The 23,424-nt window shown below is 70.3% G+C and carries 20 protein-coding genes; 8 read left to right on the plus strand and 12 right to left on the minus strand.

From position 1 onward, the window contains the following. Positions 1–137: 137 nt before the first annotated feature. Positions 138–1,175, minus strand: a complete 1,038-nt coding sequence (locus tag ACFYYH_RS20805; RefSeq protein ID WP_388552953.1) for a glycosyltransferase family 2 protein — start codon at positions 1,173–1,175, stop codon at positions 138–140. 375 nt (positions 1,176–1,550) lie between these two features. Here ACFYYH_RS20805 and ACFYYH_RS20810 point away from each other — a divergent pair, with 375 nt between their 5' ends. Next, positions 1,551–3,017 (plus strand): LCP family protein, encoded by a 1,467-nt coding sequence (locus ACFYYH_RS20810; protein ID WP_388553429.1) that lies wholly within the window; start codon positions 1,551–1,553, stop codon positions 3,015–3,017. A gap of 212 nt (positions 3,018–3,229) precedes the next feature. Here ACFYYH_RS20810 and ACFYYH_RS20815 read toward each other — a convergent pair whose 3' ends face one another. Further along, on the minus strand, positions 3,230–3,778 hold the full coding sequence (locus ACFYYH_RS20815; RefSeq protein ID WP_388552956.1) for an acyl-CoA thioesterase: 549 nt from the start codon (positions 3,776–3,778) through the stop codon (positions 3,230–3,232). Between the two features lie 129 nt (positions 3,779–3,907). Between ACFYYH_RS20815 and ACFYYH_RS20820 the strand changes: the two genes are divergently transcribed. Next, positions 3,908–5,167 (plus strand): LCP family protein, encoded by a 1,260-nt coding sequence (locus ACFYYH_RS20820; RefSeq protein ID WP_388552959.1) that lies wholly within the window; start codon positions 3,908–3,910, stop codon positions 5,165–5,167. A 220-nt stretch (positions 5,168–5,387) separates the two neighbouring features. On the opposite strand, the gene ACFYYH_RS20825 is transcribed toward ACFYYH_RS20820, so the two are convergent. After that, the gene (locus tag ACFYYH_RS20825; RefSeq protein WP_388552962.1) at positions 5,388–6,560 is read right to left on the minus strand and encodes an acyl-CoA dehydrogenase; all 1,173 of its coding nucleotides are present in this window, start codon (positions 6,558–6,560) and stop codon (positions 5,388–5,390) included. Positions 6,561–6,752: 192 nt separating this feature from the next. Here ACFYYH_RS20825 and ACFYYH_RS20830 point away from each other — a divergent pair, with 192 nt between their 5' ends. Further along, positions 6,753–8,099 (plus strand): UDP-glucose dehydrogenase family protein, encoded by a 1,347-nt coding sequence (locus ACFYYH_RS20830; RefSeq protein WP_388552965.1) that lies wholly within the window; start codon positions 6,753–6,755, stop codon positions 8,097–8,099. A gap of 303 nt (positions 8,100–8,402) precedes the next feature. Here ACFYYH_RS20830 and ACFYYH_RS20835 read toward each other — a convergent pair whose 3' ends face one another. The 3 genes from ACFYYH_RS20835 to ACFYYH_RS20845 form a co-directional block, all read right to left on the minus strand. Further along, positions 8,403–9,578, minus strand: a complete 1,176-nt coding sequence (locus ACFYYH_RS20835) for a dipeptidase (RefSeq protein WP_388553432.1) — start codon at positions 9,576–9,578, stop codon at positions 8,403–8,405. A gap of 68 nt (positions 9,579–9,646) precedes the next feature. Then, complete coding sequence (purE, locus tag ACFYYH_RS20840; protein WP_388552968.1) at positions 9,647–10,183, minus strand: 5-(carboxyamino)imidazole ribonucleotide mutase; 537 nt, start codon at positions 10,181–10,183, stop codon at positions 9,647–9,649. Then, on the minus strand, positions 10,180–11,331 hold the full coding sequence (locus tag ACFYYH_RS20845; protein ID WP_388552971.1) for a 5-(carboxyamino)imidazole ribonucleotide synthase: 1,152 nt from the start codon (positions 11,329–11,331) through the stop codon (positions 10,180–10,182). The genes purE and ACFYYH_RS20845 overlap by 4 nt, the downstream gene beginning before the upstream one ends. A 222-nt stretch (positions 11,332–11,553) precedes the next feature. On the opposite strand from ACFYYH_RS20845, the gene ACFYYH_RS20850 reads away from it, so the two are divergent. After that, positions 11,554–12,066 carry a GtrA family protein gene (locus tag ACFYYH_RS20850; protein ID WP_388553434.1) on the plus strand — a complete coding sequence of 171 codons (513 nt, stop codon included), beginning with the start codon at positions 11,554–11,556 and terminating at the stop codon, positions 12,064–12,066. Here the strand turns inward: ACFYYH_RS20850 and ACFYYH_RS20855 are convergent. Continuing rightward, positions 12,045–13,319 (minus strand): ATP-binding protein, encoded by a 1,275-nt coding sequence (locus tag ACFYYH_RS20855; protein WP_388552974.1) that lies wholly within the window; start codon positions 13,317–13,319, stop codon positions 12,045–12,047. The genes ACFYYH_RS20850 and ACFYYH_RS20855 overlap by 22 nt on opposite strands. Positions 13,320–13,418: 99 nt before the next feature. Continuing rightward, a complete protein-coding gene (locus ACFYYH_RS20860; RefSeq protein ID WP_388552977.1) occupies positions 13,419–14,096 on the minus strand; it encodes a response regulator transcription factor in 678 nt (225 codons plus the stop codon). Between the two features lie 349 nt (positions 14,097–14,445). Between ACFYYH_RS20860 and ACFYYH_RS20865 the strand changes: the two genes are divergently transcribed. Then, positions 14,446–15,969, plus strand: coding sequence for a peptide MFS transporter (locus ACFYYH_RS20865; protein WP_388552980.1), 1,524 nt, complete (start codon positions 14,446–14,448; stop codon positions 15,967–15,969). Between the two features lie 18 nt (positions 15,970–15,987). On the opposite strand, the gene ACFYYH_RS20870 is transcribed toward ACFYYH_RS20865, so the two are convergent. Next, positions 15,988–16,479, minus strand: coding sequence for an ATP-binding protein (locus ACFYYH_RS20870; RefSeq protein ID WP_388552982.1), 492 nt, complete (start codon positions 16,477–16,479; stop codon positions 15,988–15,990). Positions 16,480–16,662: 183 nt separating this feature from the next. Then, entirely contained in the window at positions 16,663–17,031 is a 369-nt protein-coding gene (locus ACFYYH_RS20875) for an STAS domain-containing protein (protein WP_388552985.1), read from the minus strand. A 246-nt stretch (positions 17,032–17,277) separates the two neighbouring features. On the opposite strand from ACFYYH_RS20875, the gene ACFYYH_RS20880 reads away from it, so the two are divergent. Together ACFYYH_RS20880 and ACFYYH_RS20885 are read left to right on the plus strand one after the other, a co-directional pair. Then, positions 17,278–18,234, plus strand: a complete 957-nt coding sequence (locus ACFYYH_RS20880) for an RNA polymerase sigma factor SigF (protein ID WP_388552988.1) — start codon at positions 17,278–17,280, stop codon at positions 18,232–18,234. Positions 18,235–18,628: 394 nt separating this feature from the next. Beyond that, complete coding sequence (locus tag ACFYYH_RS20885; RefSeq protein WP_388553437.1) at positions 18,629–19,951, plus strand: cytochrome P450; 1,323 nt, start codon at positions 18,629–18,631, stop codon at positions 19,949–19,951. A 154-nt stretch (positions 19,952–20,105) separates the two neighbouring features. Here ACFYYH_RS20885 and ACFYYH_RS20890 read toward each other — a convergent pair whose 3' ends face one another. Continuing rightward, the gene (locus ACFYYH_RS20890) at positions 20,106–20,501 is read right to left on the minus strand and encodes a DUF6415 family natural product biosynthesis protein (protein ID WP_388552991.1); all 396 of its coding nucleotides are present in this window, start codon (positions 20,499–20,501) and stop codon (positions 20,106–20,108) included. A 131-nt stretch (positions 20,502–20,632) separates the two neighbouring features. Between ACFYYH_RS20890 and ACFYYH_RS20895 the strand changes: the two genes are divergently transcribed. Continuing rightward, positions 20,633–22,051, plus strand: coding sequence for a hypothetical protein (locus tag ACFYYH_RS20895; protein WP_388552994.1), 1,419 nt, complete (start codon positions 20,633–20,635; stop codon positions 22,049–22,051). Positions 22,052–22,142: 91 nt separating this feature from the next. Here the strand turns inward: ACFYYH_RS20895 and hutI are convergent, their stop codons facing one another. After that, positions 22,143–23,384, minus strand: a complete 1,242-nt coding sequence (gene hutI / locus ACFYYH_RS20900; RefSeq protein ID WP_388552997.1) for an imidazolonepropionase — start codon at positions 23,382–23,384, stop codon at positions 22,143–22,145. Positions 23,385–23,424: the final 40 nt, after the last annotated feature.

Genomic DNA, 23,424 nt, shown 5'->3' on the forward strand with positions numbered 1-23,424 from the left:
CGGGGGGGGCCCGGCCCCCCCCCGGCCCCCGGCGGGGCGCCGCCCCGGCCCCCCCCCCGCCCCGCCCCCCCCCCCCCCCCGGGGTGGCCCCCCGGGGCGGCGCTTCGGTCTCGGGTCCGTCCGGGCCCTCGGGCCGGTTACGCCTCGACCGCCGGCCGTACCGCGGGGCGGCGGCTCGCGATGACCTTCTTCGCCAGCGAACGCGGGCTGGTCAGAAAGCCGTACCCCCACGACATGTGCATGGTGGCCAGCGCCACCGGGATCTGGAGCCTGGCCTTCAGGGGCAGCCCCTTGCCCGCGGGCACCGAACCCGCGGCGATCGCGGCGAGATAGCCGGCCGGGACGATCAGGCCCCACGGCGTGAGCACCGCGCCGACCACGAGGCCCGCGACGATGGCGCAGACGGCGGCCGGCGGGGCGAGATAGCGCAGATTGATCGAGCCCGAGTGGTAGCGGGCGACGACATGGCGCCAGCGCCCGTAGTCCTTGTACTGCTTGGCGAGCGCCCTGACCGAGGGCCGCGGCCGGTACCGCACCCGCAGCTCGGGGGAGAACCAGATCCCGCCGCCCGCCTCACGGATCCGGAAGTTCAGCTCCCAGTCCTGGGCCCGGATGAACTCCTCGTTGTAGCCGCCCTGCTGCTCCAGCGCCTCGCGCCGGAAGACACCCAGATACACGGTTTCGGCGGGCCCCGCCTCGCCTCCGGTGTGGAACGCCGCGTTGCCGACGCCTATCTTCGAGGTCATGGCGGCGGCGACCGCGCTCTCCCAGTCGTTCTCACCCTCGGCGTGCATGATCCCGCCGACGTTCTGCGCGCCCGTCTCGTCCAGCAGCCGGACGGCGGTCGCGATGTAGTCGGGCGAGAGCATGCCGTGGCCGTCGACCCGTACGACCACGGGGTGCTTGGACGCCTTGATCGCGGCGTTCAGCGCGGCGGGGGTGCGCCCGGTCGGGTTGGGGACGGTCCGCACACGGGCGCGGGGGTGGGAGGCGGTCTCCCGGACCAGTTCGGCGGCGATCTCGTCCGTACGGTCCGTGGACGGCCCGAGCGCGATCACCACCTCCATCTCGCCCTCGTACTCCTGCTCCAGGATGTGCCGGACGGAGTTCCTCAGATGACGTTCCTCGTTGAGCACCGGCATGATCACGGAGACCGCGGGCGGCAGGGCAGGCATGGAGTCTTCTGGGTCCTTCGGGAGACGTCGGTACGGCGGCCACGTTACCGCGAACGGGGGACTGCGACGCGCGCCGCCCGTGCGGTGCCCGTACGGTGCCCCCCTGCGCTGATCGTATGGACGTACTGACCGTACTGACATCTGGACGTACCGCCCACGAGAACCGCACACGAGTACCGCCCATGAGTACCGCCCATGAGTACCGCACGCACGGCGTTCCGAACCCACGCTCCCCAGCCACCGCGGAGGTGTCCCCCGTTGACCACGCCACCCCGCTCCCCGCGCCGCCCCTCCCACCCCGTACCCCCCGTCCGCCGCCAGGCCGTACCACGCCCGCCGGTCCCGGAAGGACGGCGGGAGCGGCCCCGCTGGGGGATGCGGGTGACGACGACCGTCTCCGTACTGGTCCTGGGCGCCGGCGGGATCGGCCACGCGGTGGTGAGCAGCCTGGACACCGGGATCGACCGGGTCGACGCGTTCAAGGACATGAAGAACCGGCCCGAAGCGGGCCACGGTCTGAATCTCCTGCTCGTCGGCACCGACGGCCGCGACAAGATCACGGAGGAGGAGCGGCAGAAGTACCGGCTCGGCGGGTCGCCCTGCCACTGCACCGACACGATCATGCTGGTGCATCTCTCGGAGAACGGGAAGCGCGCGAGCGTCGTGAGCGTGCCGCGCGACAGCTATACGGAGCTGCCCGAGCACATCGACGCCACCACCGGCAAGCGGCACCAGCCCCATGTGGTGAAGCTGAACGCGGCGTACACGGAGGGCGGGCCGAATCTGACGGTCCGGACCCTGGAACATATGACGGGCGTGAAGATCAGCCACTATCTGGAGGTCGACTTCACGAGCTTCATGAAGACGGTGGACGCCCTCGGCGGGGTGGAGATCTGCACGCCCAAGACGCTCAAGGACACCAACACGGGACTCGATCTGGCGCCCGGGACGCACAAGCTGGACGGCGGCCAGGCGTTGCAGTACGTACGGTCCCGGAACATCGACGGCGCGGCCGATCTGGGCAGGATGCGGCGCCAGCAGCAGTTCGTGGCCGCGCTGATCGACCGGGCCACCAGCAGCGGTGTGCTGCTGAACCCGGTGAGGTTCCGGGATGTCACCTCGACGATGCTCACCTCGGTCAGGGCGGACGCGGGGTTCGGTACGGAGCAGATGCTCGCCCTCAACGAGGCGATGCGCGGCTTCTCGTCGTCCTCGTCGGAGTTCACCTCGGTACCGCTGGCCGACTCCGGTGCCGGGGTCACGGTCAAGGGCGTCGGATCGACGGTGAAATGGGATCCGGTGAAGTCGAAGCGGCTCTTCCGGGCACTGCGGGAGGACCGTCCGCTGCGGGTGCGTGAGGCGCGCGAGGACCGGGCCGAGGGACGGGGTCCGGCCGCGGGCGGGCAGGGCCCGGCGGCGGGTGCGAGCCGGCCGCCGGAGAAACGGCAGGAGCCGGGCCGGCCGACGAAGGGCGGGCGGCAGGCCACGCCGGTCGAGGTGGCGCCGAAACGGATCAAGGTGCAGGTCTACAACGGGACGCTCACCAACGGACTCGCCGCACGGGCCGACAAGGCGCTGCGCGCCACCGGCTTCGACACGACCCGCGCGCCGCTCAACGCGCCGGAGCGTGATCTGCGGCGGACGGTCGTGCTGTACGACCCGCGCTGGGACCGCTCGGCGAGGTCCCTGGCCGCCGCACTGCCCGGCAGCGCCCTGCGCCCGGTGCGGGGGCAGGGCGCGACACTCAAGGTGAAGCTGGGGACGGACTACCGGACGGTGAGGCCGGTACGCGCCGAGGAGCCGGCGAAGAGCCGGCTCGACGCGGCGTCCGTGTGCCGCTGAGGACGCCCCGGGAGGGACGGAGCGCGCCGGGCGCGAACCTGCGGGCGCGCCGGACGTGGACCCGCGAAGCCCGGCCGGACGGACGGAGCCGGACAGGGACCTGTACAGCCGGACGGGGACCTGTACAGGGACGTGTCCGTACAGGGCCGGGCCGGACGGGGCCTGGTCAGCCAGGACCTAGTACTGCAATGCAATGCAATGCAATGGCAGTACTAGTCGTCGAAGCCTTCCGCCGCACGCTTCTCGCGCAGTTCCTTGATCGCCTGCCGCCGCGCCAGCCGGTGCGTACGGCGGATCTGGGCCTCCTGGTAGCGCCGCTTGTCCCGTTCCGTCTCGGGGATCACCGGCGGTACGGGACGGGGCCTGCCGTCCGCGTCGACCGCCGCGAACACCAGATACGCGCTGCCGACCTGCGTCGCCGGGGTCGACTCGTTCCAGCGCTCGGCCAGCACCCGTACCCCGACCTCCATCGAGGACCGGCCCGTCCAGTTCACCTGGGCCTTCACATGGACCAGATCGCCGACGCGCACCGGCTCCAGGAAGACCATCTCGTCCATGGAGGCGGTGACGGCGGGCCCGCCGGAGTGGCGTCCCGCGACGGCGCCCGCCGCGTCGTCCACCAGCTTCATGATCACGCCACCGTGCACCGTACCGAGCAGATTGGTGTCGCTGCCGGTCATGATGTGGCTGAGCGTGGTCCGCGAGGCGGAGGTGGGCTTGCCCTGTATCAGGGGTTCCGGACGGTCGGCCTGGTCTGTCATGCCCCCACCCTATGCGCAGGTCCGGCGGGGTTCGGGCCCGGTACGCATTGCATCAGCTTGGCAACAGGGCCGACCCGATTTCCCCTCTCCCCTGTCTGCGACGCGGCGGGGCCCGGCACACTGGTCCGCATGAATGATTGGCCCGAAGGATGGACCGGCGACCGCGGAAACCGCGGCGACCGCTACGGGCGCGGCAGCGCGGGCGCGCAGCCCGAGGGCGCGCGCGTGATGCCGCATGTGCAGCCTCGTGGCGTCCCCCAGCAGTCGCAGGGGTACGACCGGAGCTCTGAGCCGGGGTACGACAGCGGCTACAACACGGGCCAGGTCTACGGCTCGCCCTCCGGTGGCGGAGGCGGTCACCACGGCGGGCCCCCGCCGCCGCCGAGCGGCCCTCCCGGACCCCGGTACGCCCCCGACTGGCGCCGCCGTATCAAGGTCGGCGCGCTGGTGCTGGTCGTGGCGGTCCTCGGGGTCTCCATCGGTACGTACTTCTGGGCCGACGGCAAGCTCAAGCGCGAGGTCGATCTCTCCAAGGTCATCGAGCGTCCGGAGACGGGCGACGGCACGAACTATCTGATCGTCGGCTCGGACAGCCGCGAAGGCATGTCCGCCGAGGAGAAGAAGAAGCTCCACACGGGCTCGGCCGACGGCAAGCGCACCGACTCGATGATGATCCTGCACGACGGATCGAACGGGCCGACGCTGATCTCGCTGCCGCGTGACTCCAATGTGACGATCCCCTCGTTCCGGGGTTCGGAGTCCGGCAAGATGTTCCCGAACACGGGCCGGCAGACCAAGCTCAACGCGGCCTACGCGGAGGACGGGCCCGAGCTGCTCGTCCGTACGGTCGAGTTCAACACCGGGCTCCACATCGACCACTACGTCGAGATCGGCTTCGCGGGCTTCGCCAATATCGTGGACGCGATCGGCGGGGTGGAGCTCGACATCCCCAAGGCGTTCAAGGACGAGAAGTCCGGTGCCGACTTCCGGGCGGGCAAGCAGACCCTGAACGGCGAGCAGTCGCTGGCGTTCGTACGGACGCGGTACGCGTTCGCCAACAGCGACCTGGACCGTACGAAGAACCAGCAGAAGTTCCTCGCGGCGCTCGCCTCGCAGACGGCCACCCCGGGCACGATCCTCAACCCGTTCAAGCTCTACCCGACGATGGGCGCGGGCCTGGACACCCTGATCGTGGACAAGGACATGTCCCTGTGGTCCCTGGGCCAGATGTTCTTCGCGATGAAGGGCGTCACGGGCGGCGACGGCACATCGATGAACATGCCGATCTCGGGCAGCGTGGGCGGCAATCTCGTCTGGGACAAGGCGAAGGTCAAGGAGCTGGTGAACCAGCTCAACAACGACGAGAAGGTCACGGTCACCGCCAACTGACCCCCACGGCCGGGCCCCGGGGGCCGGGGGCCGGGGCGGGGCGGCGCGGACGCGCTCCGGGGGCGACACCCCCACCACGGCGTCCGCCGCCCGCGCCCCGCCGGCCCCCGTACCGTCCCGCCCTGTTGAGCGCTTCCTGTTCCGTCAACCGTGATCGCTCGACCCGCGCGCCCCGGCCTCGGGAGGCCGCCAGGAAAGCCTCCGCCCCGCGAAGGCCCCGCTACGGAAGGTTGCGGGCCATCACGATGCGCTGGACCTGGTTCGTGCCTTCGTAGATCTGGGTGATCTTGGCGTCGCGCATCATGCGTTCCACGGGGTAGTCGCGGGTGTAGCCGTAGCCGCCGAGGAGCTGGACGGCGTCCGTGGTGATCTCCATGGCCGCGTCGGAGGCGAAGCACTTGGCCGCCGCGCCGAAGAAGGTCAGGTCCTCCTTGGCGCTGCCCGCCGTCACACGCTCCGACCTGGCGGCGGCGGAGTAGGTGAGCTGGCGCGCGGCCTCCAGCTTCATCGCCATGTCCGCGAGCATGAACTGCACGCCCTGGAAGTCGGCGATCGGCTTGCCGAACTGCTTGCGCTCCTGGACGTATCCCTTGGCGTAGTCGAGCGCGCCCTGCGCGATGCCGAGCGCCTGGGCGGCGATCGTGATGCGGGTGTGGTCGAGGGTCTTCATCGCGGTGGCGAAGCCGGTGCCCTCGGCGCCGATGAGGCGGTCGGCGGGGATCCGGACGTTGTCGAGGTAGACCTCGCGGGTCGGAGATCCCTTGATGCCGAGCTTCTTCTCCGGCGCGCCGAAGGAGACACCCTCGTCGCCCTTCTCGACCACGAAGGCGCTGATGCCCTTGGTGCGCTTCTCCGGGTCGGTGACGGCCATGACCGTGTAGTACTCGGAGACGCCGGCGTTGGTGATCCAGCGCTTCACCCCGTTGAGGACGTAGTGGTCGCCGTCCCGTACGGCCCTGGTCTTCATCCCGCCCGCGTCGGAGCCCGCGTCCGGCTCGGAGAGGCAGTACGAGAACATCGCGTCGCCCTTGGCCAGCGGGCCCAGATACTTCGCCTTGAGGTCCTCCCCTCCGGCGAGTATCACGGGCAGCGAGCCGAGCTTGTTCACGGCCGGGATCAGGGAGGACGACGCGCAGACCCGTGCGACCTCCTCGATCACGATCACGGTGGCGAGCGCGTCGGCCCCGGCCCCGCCGTACTCCTCCGGCACATGCACGGCGTGCAGGTCGGAGGAGACCAGGGCGTCCAGCGCCTCCTGCGGGAACCGGGCCTCCTCGTCGACCGCGGCGGCGAAGGGCGCGATCTTCGCCTCGGCGAGCGCGCGCACGGAGTCGCGGAGCATGTCGTGCTCTTCGGACGGGCGGTACAGGTCGAAATCAGCCGATCCGGCCACGGTCTTTCACTCCCCAGGATGCTAACTACCGTTAAGTAACCCAATTTTAGGGGGCGCTCCCCCGCACGCATAGGTGAGTTTGCCGACAGCTTCGGAGCACCCGGCCGAAGGCGGGGACCGGCACCCTGCGGGGCCTCCGTCACGCGCGGCTATGCTCGGGCCCGCACCCCGCCCGCGTCCCCTGGAGCACCCATGGCCCTCAAGATCACAGTGATCGGCACCGGTTATCTCGGCGCCACGCATGCCGCGGCCATGGCGGAGCTGGGCTTCGAGGTCCTCGGGCTCGATGTGGTCCCCGAGAAGATCGAGACGCTCTCCGCGGGCCGGGTGCCGATGTACGAGCCCGGCCTCGAAGAACTGCTGCGCAAGCATGTCGCGGGGATCGAGGGGTCGACCGGCCGGCTCCGGTTCACCATGGACTGGGCGGAGATCGCGGAGTTCGGCGATGTGCACTTCGTCTGTGTCAACACCCCCCAGAAGCACGGCGAGTACGCGTGCGACATGTCGTACGTCGACTCCGCCGTCGACAGCCTCGCCAAGCATCTCGCCAGGCCCGCGCTGGTCGTCGGCAAGTCCACGGTCCCCGTGGGCAGCGCGGAGCGGCTGGCGGCCCGCATCGTCGAACTGGCACCCGCGGGCGCCGAGGTGGAGCTGGCCTGGAACCCGGAGTTCCTGCGTGAGGGCTTCGCCGTACAGGACACCCTGCACCCGGACCGGATCGTGGTGGGCGTCCGCAGCGAGCACGCCGAGCGGGTGCTGCGCGAGGTGTACGCGACCCCGGTCCAGGAGGGGTCGCCGTTCGTGGTGACGGACTTCCCGACCGCCGAGCTGGTGAAGACCTCCGCGAACTCGTTCCTGGCCACGAAGATCTCGTTCATCAACGCGATGGCCGAGGTCTGCGAGGCGGCGGGCGGCGATGTGGCGAAGCTGGCGGAGGCGCTCGGGCACGACGAGCGGATCGGGAAGAAGTTCCTGCGCGCGGGGATCGGCTTCGGCGGCGGCTGTCTGCCGAAGGACATCCGCGCGTTCATGGCGCGGGCGGGCGAACTGGGCGCGGACCAGGCACTGACCTTCCTGCGCGAGGTCGACTCGATCAATATGCGCCGCCGTCGCGACATGGTGGAGCTGGCACGGGAGGCCGTCGGCGGCGACTCGTCCTTCCTCGGGAAGCGGGTCGCCGTACTGGGCGCGACCTTCAAGCCGGACTCCGACGACGTACGGGACTCCCCCGCGCTGAACGTGGCCGGGCAGATCCATCTCCAGGGCGGCCAGGTGACCGTGTACGACCCGAAGGGGATGGAGAACGCGAAGCGTCTCTTCCCGACGCTGGGGTACGCGGACTCCGCGGTGGACGCGGTGCGCGGCGCGGATGTCGTGCTGCATCTCACGGAGTGGAGCGAGTTCCGCGAGCTGGACCCGGCGGTCCTGGGCGCGGCGGTCACGCGCCGGCTGATCCTGGACGGCCGCAACGCGCTGGACCCGGCCCGCTGGCGCGCGGCGGGCTGGACCTACCGCGCGATGGGCCGCCCTTACGCGTAGCGGGGCGGTGGCTCAGGGCGCGGGGCGGTGACTCCGGGCGCGGGGCGGTGGCTCCGCTCCGGGCGCGGGGCTGCCGACGGCGGGGCGGCGAGGGCGGGGCGGCCGGGGGGCTCGGCGCGATCCCTCCGGACGTCTCGGACCCGTCACGCACCTGGCGCGTCTACGCGGATCCCCCGGGGCACCCCTTTTGTGTCTCAGCGCCTGCTGAACCGGCCCGGGACACACAGGCGCGGAGAACCGACTCGGGGGCGTCCCGCCGTGGCGGTGCGGGGCGCCCCCGGTGCGGGCGGTGGACGGGCGGGCTCAGGCGGCCGGTTCGCCGTCCAGTTCCTCCAAGGTCGCCAGCGACGGGCCCCGTCCGGCCTGCGCGGCGCGTGCCACGTCCTCCGCCGCGCGCAGCGCGCGGACCGAGTTCTGCCAGGTCAGCTTGGCGAGGTCCGCGGTCGACCAGTTGCGGGAGAGGAGTTCCGCGATCAGGTTCGGATAGCCCGAGACATCGTCCAGACCGCGCGGGGTGAAGGCCGTACCGTCGAAGTCGCCGCCGATACCGATGTGGTCGACACCGGCGGTCTCGCGCATATGGTCGAGATGGTCCGCGACCGTGGCCGCGGTGGCGACCGGCCGGGGGTTCGCCTCCTCGAAGGCCTCATGGATCTTCATCGCCCGGGGCGTGGTGTCGAGCGGGTGCAGACCGTGCGCCTCCATGTTCTCGTCCGCCGCCCGGGTCCAGGCGACCGCCGCGGGGAGGATGAACTTCGGTACGAACGTGGCCATCGCGACCCCGCCGTTCGCGGGCAGCAGTTCCAGCACCTCGTCCGGCACATTGCGCGGATGGTCGCAGATCGCCCGCGCCGACGAGTGCGAGAAGATCACCGGCGCCTCGGTCACGGCGAGCGCGTCCCGCATCGTCGTGACCGCCACATGCGAGAGGTCGACCAGCATGCCGGTCCGGTTCATCTCGCGGACCACCTCACGGCCGAAGGCGGAGAGCCCGCCCACGCCCGGGGTGTCGGTCGCCGAGTCCGCCCACGCGTTGTTGTCGTTGTGGGTGAGCGTCATATAGCGGACACCCAGGGTGTGGAGGGCGCGCAGGGTGGCGAGGGAATTGTTGATGGAGTGGCCGCCCTCGGCACCCATCAGCGAGGCGATCCTGCCCTCGCGGCGCGCGCTCTCCAGATCGTCCGCCGTCAGCGCGCGGACCAGTTCCCGGGGATGGCGGGCCAGCAGCCGGCCGACCACGTCGATCTGTTCGAGCGTCGCGCTGACCGCTCCGTCACCGGCCAGATCGGACCGTACGTACACGGACCAGAACTGCCCTCCGACGCCGCCGCGCCGCAGCCGGGGGATGTCCGTGTGCAGCCGCGCCGAGAGATCCTGGGCGATGTCGAGCCGGTCCAGGTCGTAGCGGACCTGCTCCCGCAGCGCCCACGGCAGGTCGTTGTGTCCGTCCACCACGGGGAATTCGGAGAGCAGCCCGATCGCCTGGGCGAGGAACGCGGCGGCGGGGGCGGCGGTACCGTCCGCGGGGCCCGGTGCGCTCGCGGCGGTCACCGTCCGAACCCGAAGTGGTCCGCGCCCTCGGCCTTCGCGCGCAGCCGCTTGCCCTTCTCGGTGGCCTGTTCGTTGAGCTCGTGGAGGAACTCCCGCATCCGGGTGCGCAGTTCCGGGTCGTGCGCCGCGAGGATACGGGCCGCCAGCAGCCCGGCGTTGCGGGCCCCGCCCACCGAGACCGTGGCGACGGGGACCCCGGCCGGCATCTGGACGATGGAGAGCAGTGAGTCCATGCCGTCCAGATACTTGAGCGGTACGGGCACGCCGATCACCGGCAGCGTGGTCACCGAGGCGAGCATGCCCGGCAGATGCGCCGCGCCGCCCGCGCCCGCGATGATCGCCTTCAGTCCGCGCCCGGCCGCCTCCTCGCCGTACGCGATCATCTCGCGCGGCATCCGGTGGGCGGAGACGACATCGACCTCGTACGGGATCTCGAACTCGTGGAGGGCCTTCGCGGCGGCCTCCATGACGGGCCAGTCGGAGTCCGAGCCCATGACGATGCCGACGACGGGGCCGGCGAGAGGGGAGGTCATTCGGTGATCGTTCCTCGGAGATAGCCGGCGGCGTGGCGGGCGCGCTCCAGCACGTCGTCCAAGTCGTCGCCGTAGGTGTTGACATGCCCCACCTTGCGGCCGGGCTTCACGTCCTTGCCATACATATGGATCTTCAACTGCGGGTCACGGGCCATGCAGTGCAGATAGGCGGCATACATATCGGGATAGTCGCCACCGAGGACATTGCACATGACCGTCCAGGGCGCGCGGGGTCGCGGATCGCCGAGCGGCAGATCGAGCACGGCCCGTACATGGTTGGCGAACTGCGAGGTCATCGCGCCGTCCTGGGTCCAGTGCCCGGAGTTGTGCGGGCGCATCGCCAGTTCGTTGACGAGGATGCCGGGTGTGCCGTCCTCGTCACGCGTCTCGAACAGCTCCACCGCGAGATGGCCGACGACGCCCAGTTCGGCGGCGATGCGCAGGGCGAGCCGCTGGGCCTCGCCCGCCAGCTCGTCGGGCAGACCGGGCGCCGGGGCGATGACCGTGTCGCAGACCCCGTCGACCTGCCGCGACTCGACCACCGGGTAGGCCACCGCCTGGCCGTGCGGCGAGCGGACGATGTTCGCGGCCAGCTCCCGTACGAAGTCGACCTTCTCCTCGGCGAGCACCGGGACCCCGGCCCTGAAGGGCTGCTCGGCGTCCTCCTCGGACCGTACGACCCAGACGCCCTTGCCGTCGTAGCCGCCGCGCACCGTCTTGAGGACGACGGGGAAGCCGCCCACCTCGGCCGCGAAGGCCGCGGCGTCCGCCGGGCCGGTCACGATGCGGTGCCGTGGGCAGGGGGCGCCCAGCTCGGTCAGACGGGCCCGCATCACCCCCTTGTCCTGGGCGTGCACCAGCGCGTCCGGGCCCGGCCTGACGGGGATACCGTCCGCCTCCAGGGCGCGGAGATGCTCGATCGGGACGTGTTCGTGATCGAACGTGATCACATCGCACCCGCGCGCGAAGTCACGCAGCGTGTCCAGGTCGCGATAGTCGCCGATCACGACATCGCTCACCACCTGGGCCGCCGAGTCCTGGGGGGTGTCACTGAGGAGCTTGAATCTGAGGCCGAGGGGGATACCCGCCTCGTGGGTCATACGGGCGAGCTGACCGCCGCCGACCATGCCGACTACCGGGAACGTCACGCTCCCAGGGTATCCGCCGCCCGGCGGGCCCCGTCCGCTCGCGTCCGCCCCGCCCGGACCGCCGCCCCCGCGCCCGGCTCAGCCGCCGCCGTTGGCCACACAGCGCGACTCTCCCTTACACCATGTGACGAATTCTGTCACGTACGGTCGCCCAGGCGGCCGACCAGGCCGCTGGTTAGCATGGTCGGAACTGACGTCGACCGGACGGGGCTGAACAGGCATATGAGCGAACGGGGCGCACTCCGCGTGCGACTGGACCGGCTCGTACGCGAGGTGGCCAAGTTCGGCGCGGTGGGCGGCGCGGGGCTGCTGGTCAACCTCCTGGTCTTCAATCTCGTACGCCATGTCACCCCCCTGCCCGTGGTCCGGGCCAGCGTCCTGGCCACCATCGTCGCGATCGCCTTCAACTATGTGGGTTTCCGCTACTTCACCTATCGCGACCGCGACAAGAACCGCCGCACCAAGGAGCTTTCGCTCTTCCTGCTCTTCAGCGCGGTCGGCCTGGTGATCGAGAACGGTGTGCTCTACACCGCGACCTACGGCTTCGGCTGGGACAGCCCGCTCCAGAGCAATGTCTTCAAGTTCCTGGGTATCGGTGTCGCCACGCTCTTCCGCTTCTGGTCCTACCGCACCTGGGTGTTCAGGACCCTGCCGGGCGGCGAGCGGACCGGTCCGGCGGCCGGGTCCGCCGCGGCGGACCCGGCCCCGGCCCGTCAGCGGACCGGACGGTCCTGATCCTTCTGCGCCTTGCGGGTGCCGGCCTCCCGGCTCAGGAAGAGCGCGAAGACCGGCGGCTGCTGCTGGAGCAGTTCCAGCCGGCCGCCGTCCGCCTCCGCCAGATCGCGCGCCACGGCCAGCCCGATCCCGGTGGAGTTGCGTCCGCTGATGGTCCGCTCGAAGATCCGCGCGCCGAGGTCCGCCGGGACGCCGGGACCCTCGTCGGTCACCTCGATCACGGACTGGTTGCCGGTGACGCGGGTGCGCAGCGCGACCGTACCGCCGCCGTGCATCAGTGAGTTCTCGATCAGCGCGGCGAGCACCTGGGCGACCGCGCCCGGGGTGCCCACGGCCCGCATGCCCTGCCGGCCCGAGCAGACGATGGCGCGTCCGGCGCTGCGGTACGCCGGGCGCCACTCCTCGATCTGCTGTTTGACGACCTCGTCGAGATCGAAGGCGACCGCCGAGCCGGTCCGCGGATCGCGGGCATTGGTGAGCAGCCGCTCCACCACGTCCGTCAGCCGCTCCACCTGGGTCAGCGCGATCATCGCCTCCTCCTTGACGGTGTCCGGGTCGTCGGTGGCGGTGATCTCCTCCAGCCGCATGGACAGCGCGGTCAGGGGGGTACGGAGCTGGTGCGAGGCGTCCGCGGCGAGCCGCCGCTCGGCGGTGAGCATCCGCGCGATGCGTTCCGCGCTGGAGTCGAGCACATCGGCGACCCGGTCCAGCTCGGGCACCCCGTACCGCTTGTGCCGGGGGCGCGGATCGCCCGAACCCAGGCGCTCGGCGGTCTCCGCGAGATCGGTGAGCGGGGAGGCCAGCTTGTTCGCCTGCCGTACGGCCAGCAGGACGGCGGCGATCACCGCGAGCAGGGCCACCGCACCGATGATCAGCAGGGTTCTGCCGACCTCACGGGTAATGGTGGAGCGCGCCTCCTCGACCGTGACGGTCTCGCCCTCCTCACCCGTGGCGGTGCCGCGGATGACCCCGCCGGTGGGGTGCGTGCCGATCTCCACGGGTGCCCGCCCGGGGATCTCGATCCTGGCGTAGCGCGTCTCGTCGATCTGCTCGGCGAGCACCTTGGCCGTGATGCGGTCGCCGCCGAGAAGCCTGCTGTCGACGATGCTGACCAGGCGCGCCGCCTCGTACTCCACGCTCTCCTGGGCGCTGTTGCTGATCGTCCGGGTCTCGACGATGACGAGCGAGACACCGAACACGGCGATGACGACGAGTACCACGGCGAGCGTGGAGTTGATCAGACGACGGCGCAAGGTGCCCTCCGGGCGGGTGGCGCGTTCGACGGCCCCGGGGCCCTCCGTCCGGACCGGACCGGATCAGCCGGCCCGGTCCGGACGAGAGGCCCTGGGGTGTCAGCTCTTCTCGAAGCGGAAGCCGACGCCCCGTACCGTGGCGATGTAGCGCGGGTTCGCGGCGTCGTCACCGAGCTTCTTGCGCAGCCAGGAGATATGCATGTCGAGCGTCTTGGTCGAGGACCACCAGGTGGTGTCCCAGACCTCGCGCATGAGCTGGTCACGGGTGACGACCCGGCCCGCGTCCCGGACGAGGACCCGCAGCAGGTCGAACTCCTTGGCGGTGAGCTGGAGTTCCTCGTCGCCCATCCAGGCTCGGTGCGACTCGACGTCGATCCGTACGCCATGGGTGGCGGGGGCGGGGCCGGGGTCGGCGGCGCCGCGCCGCAGCAGCGCCCGTACCCGGGCCAGCAGCTCGGCGAGCCGGAACGGCTTGGTCACATAGTCGTCGGCGCCGGCGTCCAGACCGACCACGGTGTCCACCTCGTCGGCACGGGCGGTCAGCACCAGGATCGGTACGGCGTGGCCCTCGGCCCGCAGCCGGCGGGCGACTTCGAGGCCGTCCATGCCGGGCAGGCCCAGGTCGAGTACGACCAGGTCGACGCCGCCCTGGAGGCCGGCGTCCAGCGCGGTCGGACCGTCTTCGCGGACCTCGACCTCGTAACCCTCCCGACGTAGGGCGCGGGCCAGCGGCTCCGAGATGGAAGCGTCGTCCTCGGCGAGCAGTACACGGGTCATGGGGTGATGGTAGACCGCGCCGGGCGGCCCTCGGGCCCTGCTCGGCGAGGCCTGCGGGTTCAGGGCTCGATCTCTTGATCCACCTTCGAATACAGGTACAAGATTCCACCCTTACCTGCGATTCACCCCCCAAGTCCCCGCATATGCGGCCCCGTCGTGTCGTATGGTGGGTACACGCATGTAGCACGATCCGCGACCTTCGGCCCGTAGAGCGCCGAAGGTCTCTTTTCTGCGCCGCCATGGGCGCCGCTGCCGGTATGTCCGGCTCCGGGCCGCCCTCCCCCCACCGGCACACCGGGCGCGCCGCCACCGACCGGGCGGGGCGTCCCGAGCGAGCAAGGAACGACCCATGGCGTCCAGCCTGACGAAGGACTCGCCCCGCCTCCCCGCGGGACCGGGGAAGACCTTCTTCGGCCACCCCCGCGGCCTGGCCACCCTCTTCATGACCGAGATGTGGGAGCGTTTCAGCTTCTACGGCATGAGGGCCCTGCTGACCCTCTATCTGCTCTCCGGCGGACCCGACGCGTCGAAGGGGCTTCAGCCCGGCGGTCTCGGGATGGATCTGGCCACGACCACGGCCGTCTACTCGGTCTATCTGTCGATGGTCTATCTGCTGGCACTGCCGGGCGGCTGGCTGGGCGACCGGGTCTGGGGCCCGCGCAGGACCGTCACGATCGCGGCCTGCACCATCATGACCGGCCATCTCGTACTGGCCCTGCCGGGAGCGGGGACCTTCTTCGGCGGACTGGCGCTGGTGGCGCTGGGCTCCGGGCTGCTGAAGGCCAATATCTCCACGATGGTCGGCCATCTCTACGACGGCCCCGACGACCCGCGCCGTGACGGCGGCTTCACCGTCTTCTACCTGGGCATCAACACGGGCGCCTTCTTCGCCCCGCTGGTCATCGGCACCGTGGGCGAGATGTACGACTGGCATCTCGGGTTCGCCCTCGCGGCGGCCGGTATGGGCATCGGTCTGCTGGTGTTCCTGCTCGGCACGAGGCATCTCAGCCCGCGCAGCGGTGTGGTCCCCACCCCGCTCTCCCGCGAGGAGCGCGCGACCTGGCTGCGCAGGGGCAGCGGCTGGCTGCTGGTCGCCGCCGTGTTCTACGGCACCGTCGGACTGAGCGGCCACTTCACGCTGAACTGGGCGATGGTCCCGCTGACGCTCGCCGGGATCGTCATCCCGGCCGGGGTGCTGATCCGGATCAAGCGCGACAAGGAGCTGACCGCGGCCGAACAGACCAGGGTGTCCGGGTACCTCTGGTTCTTCGTCGCGGCGGCCGTCTTCTGGATGATCTACGACCAGGGCGGCTCCACGGTCCAGGCGTTCGGTACGACGAAGGCCGCCGGCCGGCTCTTCGGGCTGGCCTTCCCGAGCTCCTGGTACCAGTCGCTGAACCCGGTGTTCATCATGGCGCTGGCCCCGGTCGTCGCCTGGCTCTGGCTCCGGCTGAACCGCGCGGGACGGGAGCCCGGCACGGTCGTGAAGTTCGCCGCCGGTCTGTTCGTCGTCGGCGTCTCGTTCTTCTTCTTCCTGATCCCGCTGGCGATGTCGGGCGGCGGCACCCCGGTCAGCCCGATGTGGCTGGTGGGCGTCTATCTGATCCAGACGGTCGGGGAGCTGTGCGTCTCGCCGGTGGGCCTGTCGGTGACCACGAAGATGGCGCCGGTGAAGTACGCGAGCCAGATGATGGGGGTCTGGTTCCTGGCGGTCACCGCGGGCGACTCGGTCACCGGGATGCTCTCCATCGCCGGGGTCGATCTGAGCCGCACGGGGGTGGTGGCCCTGGAGGCGGTGCTCGCCGTCGCCGCGGGCTTCGCGGTCTTCATGTACCGGGGGAAGGTGCGAGGGCTGATGGGCGACATCCGCTGAGCCGCCCGTTTACGCGCGTTACGTCGGCGGCGCGGCCAGCTCCGCCCAGACCGTCTTGCCGGTGGCGCCCGGAGTCCTGATCACGCCCCAGTCGAGACAGAGCCGCTGGACGATGAACATGCCGTGACCGCCGGGCCGTCCCGCGCGGTGCGGGGTGCGGGGCGCCGGCTGTCCCGCGCCCCGGTCCGTGACCTCCAGGCGCAGCACCTTGCCGGTGCTGCTGACCCGTAGCCCCTCGGGCCCGTCCGCGTGCAGACAGGCATTGGTGACCAGCTCGGAGACGACCAGCAGGACGTCCTCCGCAGCCGCCCGCCGGTCCGCGGCCGACGCGGGAAGCCATCCCCAGTCGTGGAGCGCCTGGCGGGTGAAGTCGCGCGCCAGCGGGACGACGCCGCTGGCGCCGGAGAGCGCGAGCGTTCGCACCCGCGTGTCGGACGGAGCGGAAGGGACTTCCGCGGCGTCCGGCTCGGGGCCGAGGTCGCCCGGCTGAGGCTGCCGGGTGGTGCTCATCAGCGCTTCACCTCACCGATTCACCAATTCGCGAGTTCATCAATACGGAGTGTGTGCGGGGCCTTGTCTGCCCCCGCCCGGGGTCTTCTGCCCGTCCGAATCGTGACAACACTTACTTCTCGATGCGGAAGCCGTGACGCGGGCGACAGAAGGGACCCGCATCAGGAGAAAAAGCCCCGGGGCTCAGTCGGCCAGGGCGTCCTCGAGCGAGTCATGGACGGTGAACACGGCGTCCGCGCCGGTGATCTCGAAGACACGCGCCACCACCGGCAGCATGCCGACCAAATGAACCCCTCCCCCCTCGGCGTCCGCCTTGAGGCGTGCGCCGAGCAGCACATTGAGCCCGGTGGAATCACAGAACTCAAGCTGTGAACAGTCGATGACCAGGCGTGCCCGGCCCTGTTCGAGTGCTTCGTCGAGAGGAGCCCGCAGCAGTTCGGCCGTGTGGTGATCCAGCTCACCGGCCACTGCCACTATCTCGCTCCGGCCCTCGGTCCGAACCTCGACCCGAAGCCGGCCCCGGTTCGCGCTGCCGACCGTCTGGCGGTCCATGCCCGTCCTCTTCGCCGTTGTCAGATGCCGTCTGTCTGATCCCATCGCCGGTCGAACATTACGCCTTTCACACGCCGACCGGTACTCCAAGTCCCCAACATTACGGGCATATAGCACAATTTACACTTGCAACGATCGCTGGTGAACCGGTAGGGGTGGTAGGGACACACCCGACACGGCCGGCTTTGGAGGCGCCGCACACCGCTGCGAACACGTACTGGCATCGGCAGCCATATGCCGAGAACGATGGAGGAGACCATGTCACCCCGGCTCGACGTATCACGTGCCCCCCACGCGCCGTCGACAACTCCGCCCCCCGCCCGCCCCGCCCCGGCCCCCGGTGTCCTGGAGGACCTGGAGGACCCGGCGACCCCGGCAGATCCGTCGGATCTGTCAGGCCTGTCGGGCCTTCCCGAGATCCCGCCCTTCGACGAAGTCGGCGCGGTGGACGCACGGGCCCTGTCGAAGACCCTCTTCGCCCGGCTGGAGTCCCTCGAAGAAGGGACCTACGAGCACGCGTATGTCCGCAACACCCTGGTCGAGCTGAATCTCGCCCTGGTGAAGTTCGCCGCCTCCCGGTTCCGCACCCGCAGCGAACCGATGGAGGACATCATCCAGGTCGGCACGATCGGCCTCATCAAGGCCATCGACCGGTTCGAGCTGAGCCGCGGTGTCGAGTTCCCCACCTTCGCGATGCCCACCATCATCGGCGAGATCAAGCGGTTCTTCCGCGACACGTCCTGGTCGGTACGCGTCCCGCGCCGGCTCCAGGAGCTCCGCCTCGATCTCGCCAGAGCCGGTGACGAGCTGGCCCAGCGGCTCGACCGCGCGCCCACCGTCGGCGAGCTGGCCCAGCGCCTCGGCATCCCCGAGGACGAGGTCGTCGAGGGCATGACGGCGAGCAACGCCTACACCGCGAGTTCACTGGACGCGCAGCCCGAGGAGAACGACAGCGAGGGCTCGCTCGCGGACCGGATCGGCTACGAGGACCACGGGCTCGAAGGCATCGAGTACATCGAGTCGCTGAAGCCGCTGATCGCGGGCCTTCCGCGACGGGACCGCGAAATCCTCTCCCTGCGCTTCGTCGCCAATATGACGCAGTCGGAGATCGGCGAGGAACTCGGCATCTCGCAGATGCATGTGTCCCGGCTGCTGTCCCGCACCCTCGCCAGGCTCAGAAAGGGTCTGACGCTGGAGGAGTGAGCGGGAGACAACGCCCCCGCCGCGCGGGAAGCCGAGGTCGCGGAGGCCACGCAGGGAGGTCGAGGTCGCGGAGGCCACGCAGGGAGGTCGAGGTCGCGGAGAAGGGGCGCCGGTCGACCCCCACGAGACGTCGGTCGACCCCCACGAGGCGGGCCGTGCACCACGCACGGCCCGCCTCGCGTTGTGCTTCGGACGGGCGATGGGCCGTACGCGACCGACGGCACGGGCAGAAAGGACGGTACCGACCCAAATCGTTCCGGGGCAGGGGCCCGGCGACGATTCGCCAGAGGCCGAACAACTACTGTCCGAAGCGGTCCGATCGCTCATAGGATCGCAACACCCGTCGGCCACGGGGCTCACTCGGGAGGAGGCCACCTTGACCGCGTCGCACCGGATGGACCCGCTGGGTGGCTGCCCGCACGCCTCCAACGCCGCCCTGCTGGCGCAAGGGGCCGTGGCCCCGGTCGTGCTCCCCGGCGAGGTGCCGGCCATGGCGGTGCTCGGACACGAGGCGCTCAAGGAGTTCCTCGGCCACCCGGACGTCGCCAAGGGCGCGGAGCACTTCACGGAGCTGCGGGAGGGGCGGATTCCGGACGGCTGGCCGCTGAAGACCTTCGCCACGGTGCGAGGTATGACTACAGCGGACGGAACGGACCACCGGCGGCTGCGGTCACTGGTGAGCACGGCGTTCACGGCCCGGCGGGTGGAGGCCCTGCGGCCGGGTGTCGAGCAGCTGACCGACGAACTGCTGGACGGTCTGGCCGAGGCGGCCGAGGCAGCCGCCGAGCGCGGCGGTGTCGTCGATCTGCGCGCCCGCTTCGCGCTGCCGCTCCCCATGAACGTCATCAGCGAACTGCTGGGTGTGGACGCCGAGTTCAGGGACCGGCTGCATGTCCTGTCGACCCAGCTCGTGAGTACCGACATAGGGCCCGAGGAGGCGATGGCCGCCAATCGGGAGATGGTGGCGGTGCTCGGTGCGGTGATGGCTTCCCGCAGGGCGGAACCGGGCGAGGATCTCACCAGCGCGCTGATGGCCGTACGCGCGGAGGACAGCGTCGGCGCGGAGAACGGCGCCGGGGACCGGCCCAGGGACAGCGCCGGGGGTGAGGACGGTGCCGGGAACGCCGCCGGGGGCGGGGACAGCGCCGGGGATGGGGACCGGCTCAGCGAGGGCGAACTCATCGGCACGCTGCTGCTGATGATCGTCGCGGGGCACGAGACCACCCTCAATCTGATCACCAACGCCGTCCGCGCGCTCTGCGCCCACCCGGACCAGCTCGATCTGCTGCTGACGGGCCGTGCCGACTGGGCGGACGCGGTGGAGGAGACGCTGCGCTGGGACAGTCCGGTGAGCTACTTCCCGTTCCGCTATCCGACCCGCGATCTGACCGTGGACGGCACCCTGATCCCCCGGGGCACCCCGGTCCTGGCCGGTTACTCCGCGGCCGGCCGCGATCCGGCGGCCCATGGCCCGGACGCCGGCCGCTTCTCCCTCACCCGCCGCCCGTCCTCGGCCATGACCCGGCATCTCTCGCTGGGCCATGGCGTCCACTACTGCCTCGGGGCACCCCTGGCACGGATGGAGACCACGATCGCTCTGAGGCACTTGTTCACCCGGTTCCCCGGCCTGAAGGTCGCGGTCCCGGAAGAGGAACTGCCCCGTCAGCGCAGCTTCGTGGGCAACGGTGTGCGCGAACTGCCCGTGGTACTCGGGTAGTCCGGCGTATGTTCGATTGTGTTTGTCAGCTTACGTACTCGTCGGACTGTACTCATCTCGGGTGGTCATAGACGTAGTCCCACGGCCAGCGCGATCGTGAGCCCGAGGGTGCAGACCGCGACGATGAACCACGTCTGATGCTTCGCTTCGGGGGTCATGGGCGGCCTCGTCCTTCGCGCTCACGCAGATAGTCCATGAAGGTGCGGCACATCCGTGCCATGGCGCGCATGTACACCCAGTTGGCCATGGCACCGTCGCCCGGGCCGCTTTCCGTCAGGTCGTACCAGTCCTTGAGCGCGCCCTTCGCCCGGACCGTGTGCTCGGCCTCGGGCACGCTTTCGACCGCGCCCACGAGCCCCGCGCCATGAGCGATCAAACGCTCGGTGAGATCGCTGATCTCCTGCGGCGGGGGCATAAGACGGTGGGGGGCCAGCGCGCGGTCCGCGTCGAAGGCGATGGCGTCGAAGACCACGGCTATGGAGATGGCATCGTGGGCCATGGCCTCGGTGTGCGCGTTTTCGTCTGTGCTGCCGGCTCTGTGGTCTGTCACTGTGGTCACCTTGGCCCCCGTCTTCGTGTGATCGGCGTCTACGAAGAGAAAACCGCGTTATCAGCCTCCACGAGTACCGTGGAAGCAGGTCTGAGAATGAAAGCCATGAACGCACTGGGGGAGTTGAGAGCATGGCGAGTAACTCACGCACACCCAATACCGGGCTGGCCGGCCTGCTTGAGCAGGCGAAGTGGTCCCGTTCGCAGTTCGCACAGATCATCAACCGCATGGGGGCGGAAGCGGGTCTTGAGCTTCGCTACGACCAGTCCGCCGTCTCCCACTGGGTCGCGGGCACCATGCCGAAGGAGCAGGTCAGACCCCTGATACTGGAGGCCTTCGCCCGTAAGCTCAACCGTCCGGTCACCCATTCCGAGGCCGGCCTCGCGGTCGCTTCGTCCGGTTTCTCCTCGGCCCGTCCGTCCGCACACGGGTCTGAACAAACGTCCATGCACGCCTCAGTGGACGATCCCGCCTCACCTCGCGTGAACACCCTCGAAGAGCTCGTCGACATGGGACGGGCGGACATGGATCCGTCACGCCGTGGCTTGATCGCGGCGGGTCTGTTTTCGGCCGCCGTCGTGGTGCCCCTGTTTCCCGAGCTGGCGCAGGCCGCCACACCACCGCCCGCCGCTCCGGGGAAGCGGACGGTCCGGATCGGCGCACCTCAGGTACAGGCCGTACGGACGATGACGGACCGGATCGCGAACATCCTCGATGAACTGGGAGGCGGTCACGCGCGTCCGATGGCCGCCGCGTTCCTGGTGAACACCGTCATGCCCTGGCTGAAGGCGGAGGCCGCGGAGCGGGTACGGAACGACATGCTGGCCGCCGCGTCCGATCTGGTCTATCTGACCGGATGGATGGCGATGTACGAGCGCGCCCACGGGCTCGGCCAGCGCTACTACCTCAGGGCGCTCGAACTCGCGGGCGCCGCCGACGACCATGTCACCTACTGCCGCACGCTGCGCGGCATGTCCCTCCAGGCGTCCAATCTCGGCTACGGCAGACGGGCCCTGGAACTCGCCGACTCGGCCGCCGAGGCCTCCCCGAAGGCGGAGCCGCGCCTTCAGGCGTTCCTGTCGGGGCAGCAGGCCCACGCGGCCTCGATGGTCGGCGACAAGCGCCAGGCCTTCGCCCGGCTCCGGGAGACCGAGACGGCGCTGACCAAGGCGGACAACCGGCGCGAGTCGATCGGGAACTACGACCAGACCGCGTATCTCTTCCATGTGTCGCACGTGCTGTACGAGTTCAAGGATCTGCCGGGATCGATCTCCGCGCTCCAGCAGTCCCTGAAGGCACAGCAGAAGAACGAGCGCCAGGGCCGGGTCCACTTCCTTGCCGTCCTGGCCCAGCGCCAGTTGGAACTCGGCCATCTTGAGGCCGCGTGCGGAAGCTGGTGGCAGTTCCTCGACGACTACGAACATGTGTCGTCGGCGCGCGGGGACGAGCACTTCGAGACCCTGCGGCGGCGGCTGAAGCCGTACGCGAAGACGCGCGCGGTGCAGCAGTTGCGGCCGAGGATCGACGAGGTCGCGGTACTGAAGGGGTGATCCGGGCGGGGGGCTCACGGACCGGTGCTGCGCTGTGATGTGCTGCGCAGTGCTGTGTTGTGCAGCGCTGTCAGTGACCAGCGATCAGCGATCAGTGGTTGACCGGGGCGGTGGCCGGACCGACCGTACGCAGGCCGCGCCGCCAGACGGAGGAGACCAGGGGGACTCCCGGACGGTAGGCCAGATGCACATGGCTCGGGGCGTCGAGAAGGACGAGGTCGGCGCGGGCACCGGGGGTGACACGGCCGATGTCCTGGCGGCGCAGGGCCGCCGCGCCACCCGCAGTGGCCGACCAGATCGCCTCGTCGGGGGTCATGCCCATGTCGCGTACGGCGAGGGCGACGCAGAACGGCATGGACGAGGTGAAGGACGAGCCCGGATTGCAGTCGGTGGAGAGCGCGACGGTCGCGCCCGCGTCGAGCAGCCGGCGGGCGTCCGGCCAGGCGGCGCGGGTGGAGAACTCCGCGCCGGGAAGGAGCGTCGCCACGGTGGCGCTGTGGGCGAGGGCGTCGACATCGGCGTCGGTGAGATGGGTGCAGTGGTCGGCGGAGGCGGCGTCGAGTTCGACGGCGAGCAGCACTCCGGGGCCGTACGAGAGCTGATTGGCGTGGACGCGGGGGCGCAGGCCCTTCGCCAGGCCCGCGGTGAGGATCGCGCGGGCCTGGTCGTCGTCGAAGGCGCCCCGCTCGCAGAAGACGTCGATCCAACGGGCGTACGGGGCACAGGCGTCGAGCATCTCGCCGGTGACGAGGGCGACATACGCGGCGGGGTCGTCGGCGTGCTCGGGCGGGACGATGTGCGCGCCGAGATAGGTGACCTCGTCGGTGTGGTCACGGGCGATGCGCAGGGCGCGGGCCTCGTCCTCGACGGTCAGCCCGTAGCCGGACTTGGTCTCCAGTGTGGTCGTGCCCTGGCGGAGCGCCTCGGTGAGATAGCGCGCCACGTTGGCCGACAGTTCGGCGTCGGTCGCCGCGCGGGTGGCGGCGACGGTGGTGCGGATACCGCCCGCCGAGTAGGCGCGGCCCGACATCCGGGCGTTGAACTCCTGGGTGCGGTCGCCCGCGAAGACCAGATGGGAGTGGGAGTCCACGAAGCCGGGGACGGCGGCCCGGCCGTCCGCGTCGACGGCGTTGTCAGTGGCGGGTGCTTTGCTTGATTCACCGACCCAGGCGATGCGGTCGCCGTCGATGACGACGGCCGCGTCCTGGATCAGACCGATGGGGGTTCCGTCACCGAGGGAGGGATCGTTGGTGACCAGACTGGCGATGTTGGTGATGAGGGTGGACGGGGGCGTGGTCGTGCCCGCGGTGCTGGCTGTGGTCGTCGTGGTCATGGCGGGGGTTCTCTCCTCCGGCGGCTTCGGCCCGCGTGGC

The sequence above is a fragment of the Streptomyces sp. NPDC002018 genome (genome assembly GCF_042890865.1).
GTDB lineage: Bacteria > Actinomycetota > Actinomycetes > Streptomycetales > Streptomycetaceae > Streptomyces.

Coding starts and splice junctions, on each gene's coding strand:
- ACFYYH_RS20895 (WP_388552994.1), top strand. CDS start 20,633: ATGGCGAGTAACTCACGCACACCCAATACCGGGCTGGCCGGCCTGCTT.
- ACFYYH_RS20885 (WP_388553437.1), top strand. CDS start 18,629: ATGGACCCGCTGGGTGGCTGCCCGCACGCCTCCAACGCCGCCCTGCTG.
- ACFYYH_RS20810 (WP_388553429.1), top strand. CDS start 1,551: ATGCGGGTGACGACGACCGTCTCCGTACTGGTCCTGGGCGCCGGCGGG.
- ACFYYH_RS20875 (WP_388552985.1), bottom strand. CDS start 17,031: ATGGACCGCCAGACGGTCGGCAGCGCGAACCGGGGCCGGCTTCGGGTC.
- ACFYYH_RS20815 (WP_388552956.1), bottom strand. CDS start 3,778: ATGACAGACCAGGCCGACCGTCCGGAACCCCTGATACAGGGCAAGCCC.
- ACFYYH_RS20870 (WP_388552982.1), bottom strand. CDS start 16,479: ATGAGCACCACCCGGCAGCCTCAGCCGGGCGACCTCGGCCCCGAGCCG.
- ACFYYH_RS20820 (WP_388552959.1), top strand. CDS start 3,908: ATGAATGATTGGCCCGAAGGATGGACCGGCGACCGCGGAAACCGCGGC.
- ACFYYH_RS20830 (WP_388552965.1), top strand. CDS start 6,753: ATGGCCCTCAAGATCACAGTGATCGGCACCGGTTATCTCGGCGCCACG.
- ACFYYH_RS20850 (WP_388553434.1), top strand. CDS start 11,554: ATGAGCGAACGGGGCGCACTCCGCGTGCGACTGGACCGGCTCGTACGC.
- ACFYYH_RS20880 (WP_388552988.1), top strand. CDS start 17,278: ATGGAGGAGACCATGTCACCCCGGCTCGACGTATCACGTGCCCCCCAC.
- purE (WP_388552968.1), bottom strand. CDS start 10,183: ATGACCTCCCCTCTCGCCGGCCCCGTCGTCGGCATCGTCATGGGCTCG.
- hutI (WP_388552997.1), bottom strand. CDS start 23,384: ATGACCACGACGACCACAGCCAGCACCGCGGGCACGACCACGCCCCCG.
- ACFYYH_RS20865 (WP_388552980.1), top strand. CDS start 14,446: ATGGCGTCCAGCCTGACGAAGGACTCGCCCCGCCTCCCCGCGGGACCG.
- ACFYYH_RS20805 (WP_388552953.1), bottom strand. CDS start 1,175: ATGCCTGCCCTGCCGCCCGCGGTCTCCGTGATCATGCCGGTGCTCAAC.
- ACFYYH_RS20860 (WP_388552977.1), bottom strand. CDS start 14,096: ATGACCCGTGTACTGCTCGCCGAGGACGACGCTTCCATCTCGGAGCCG.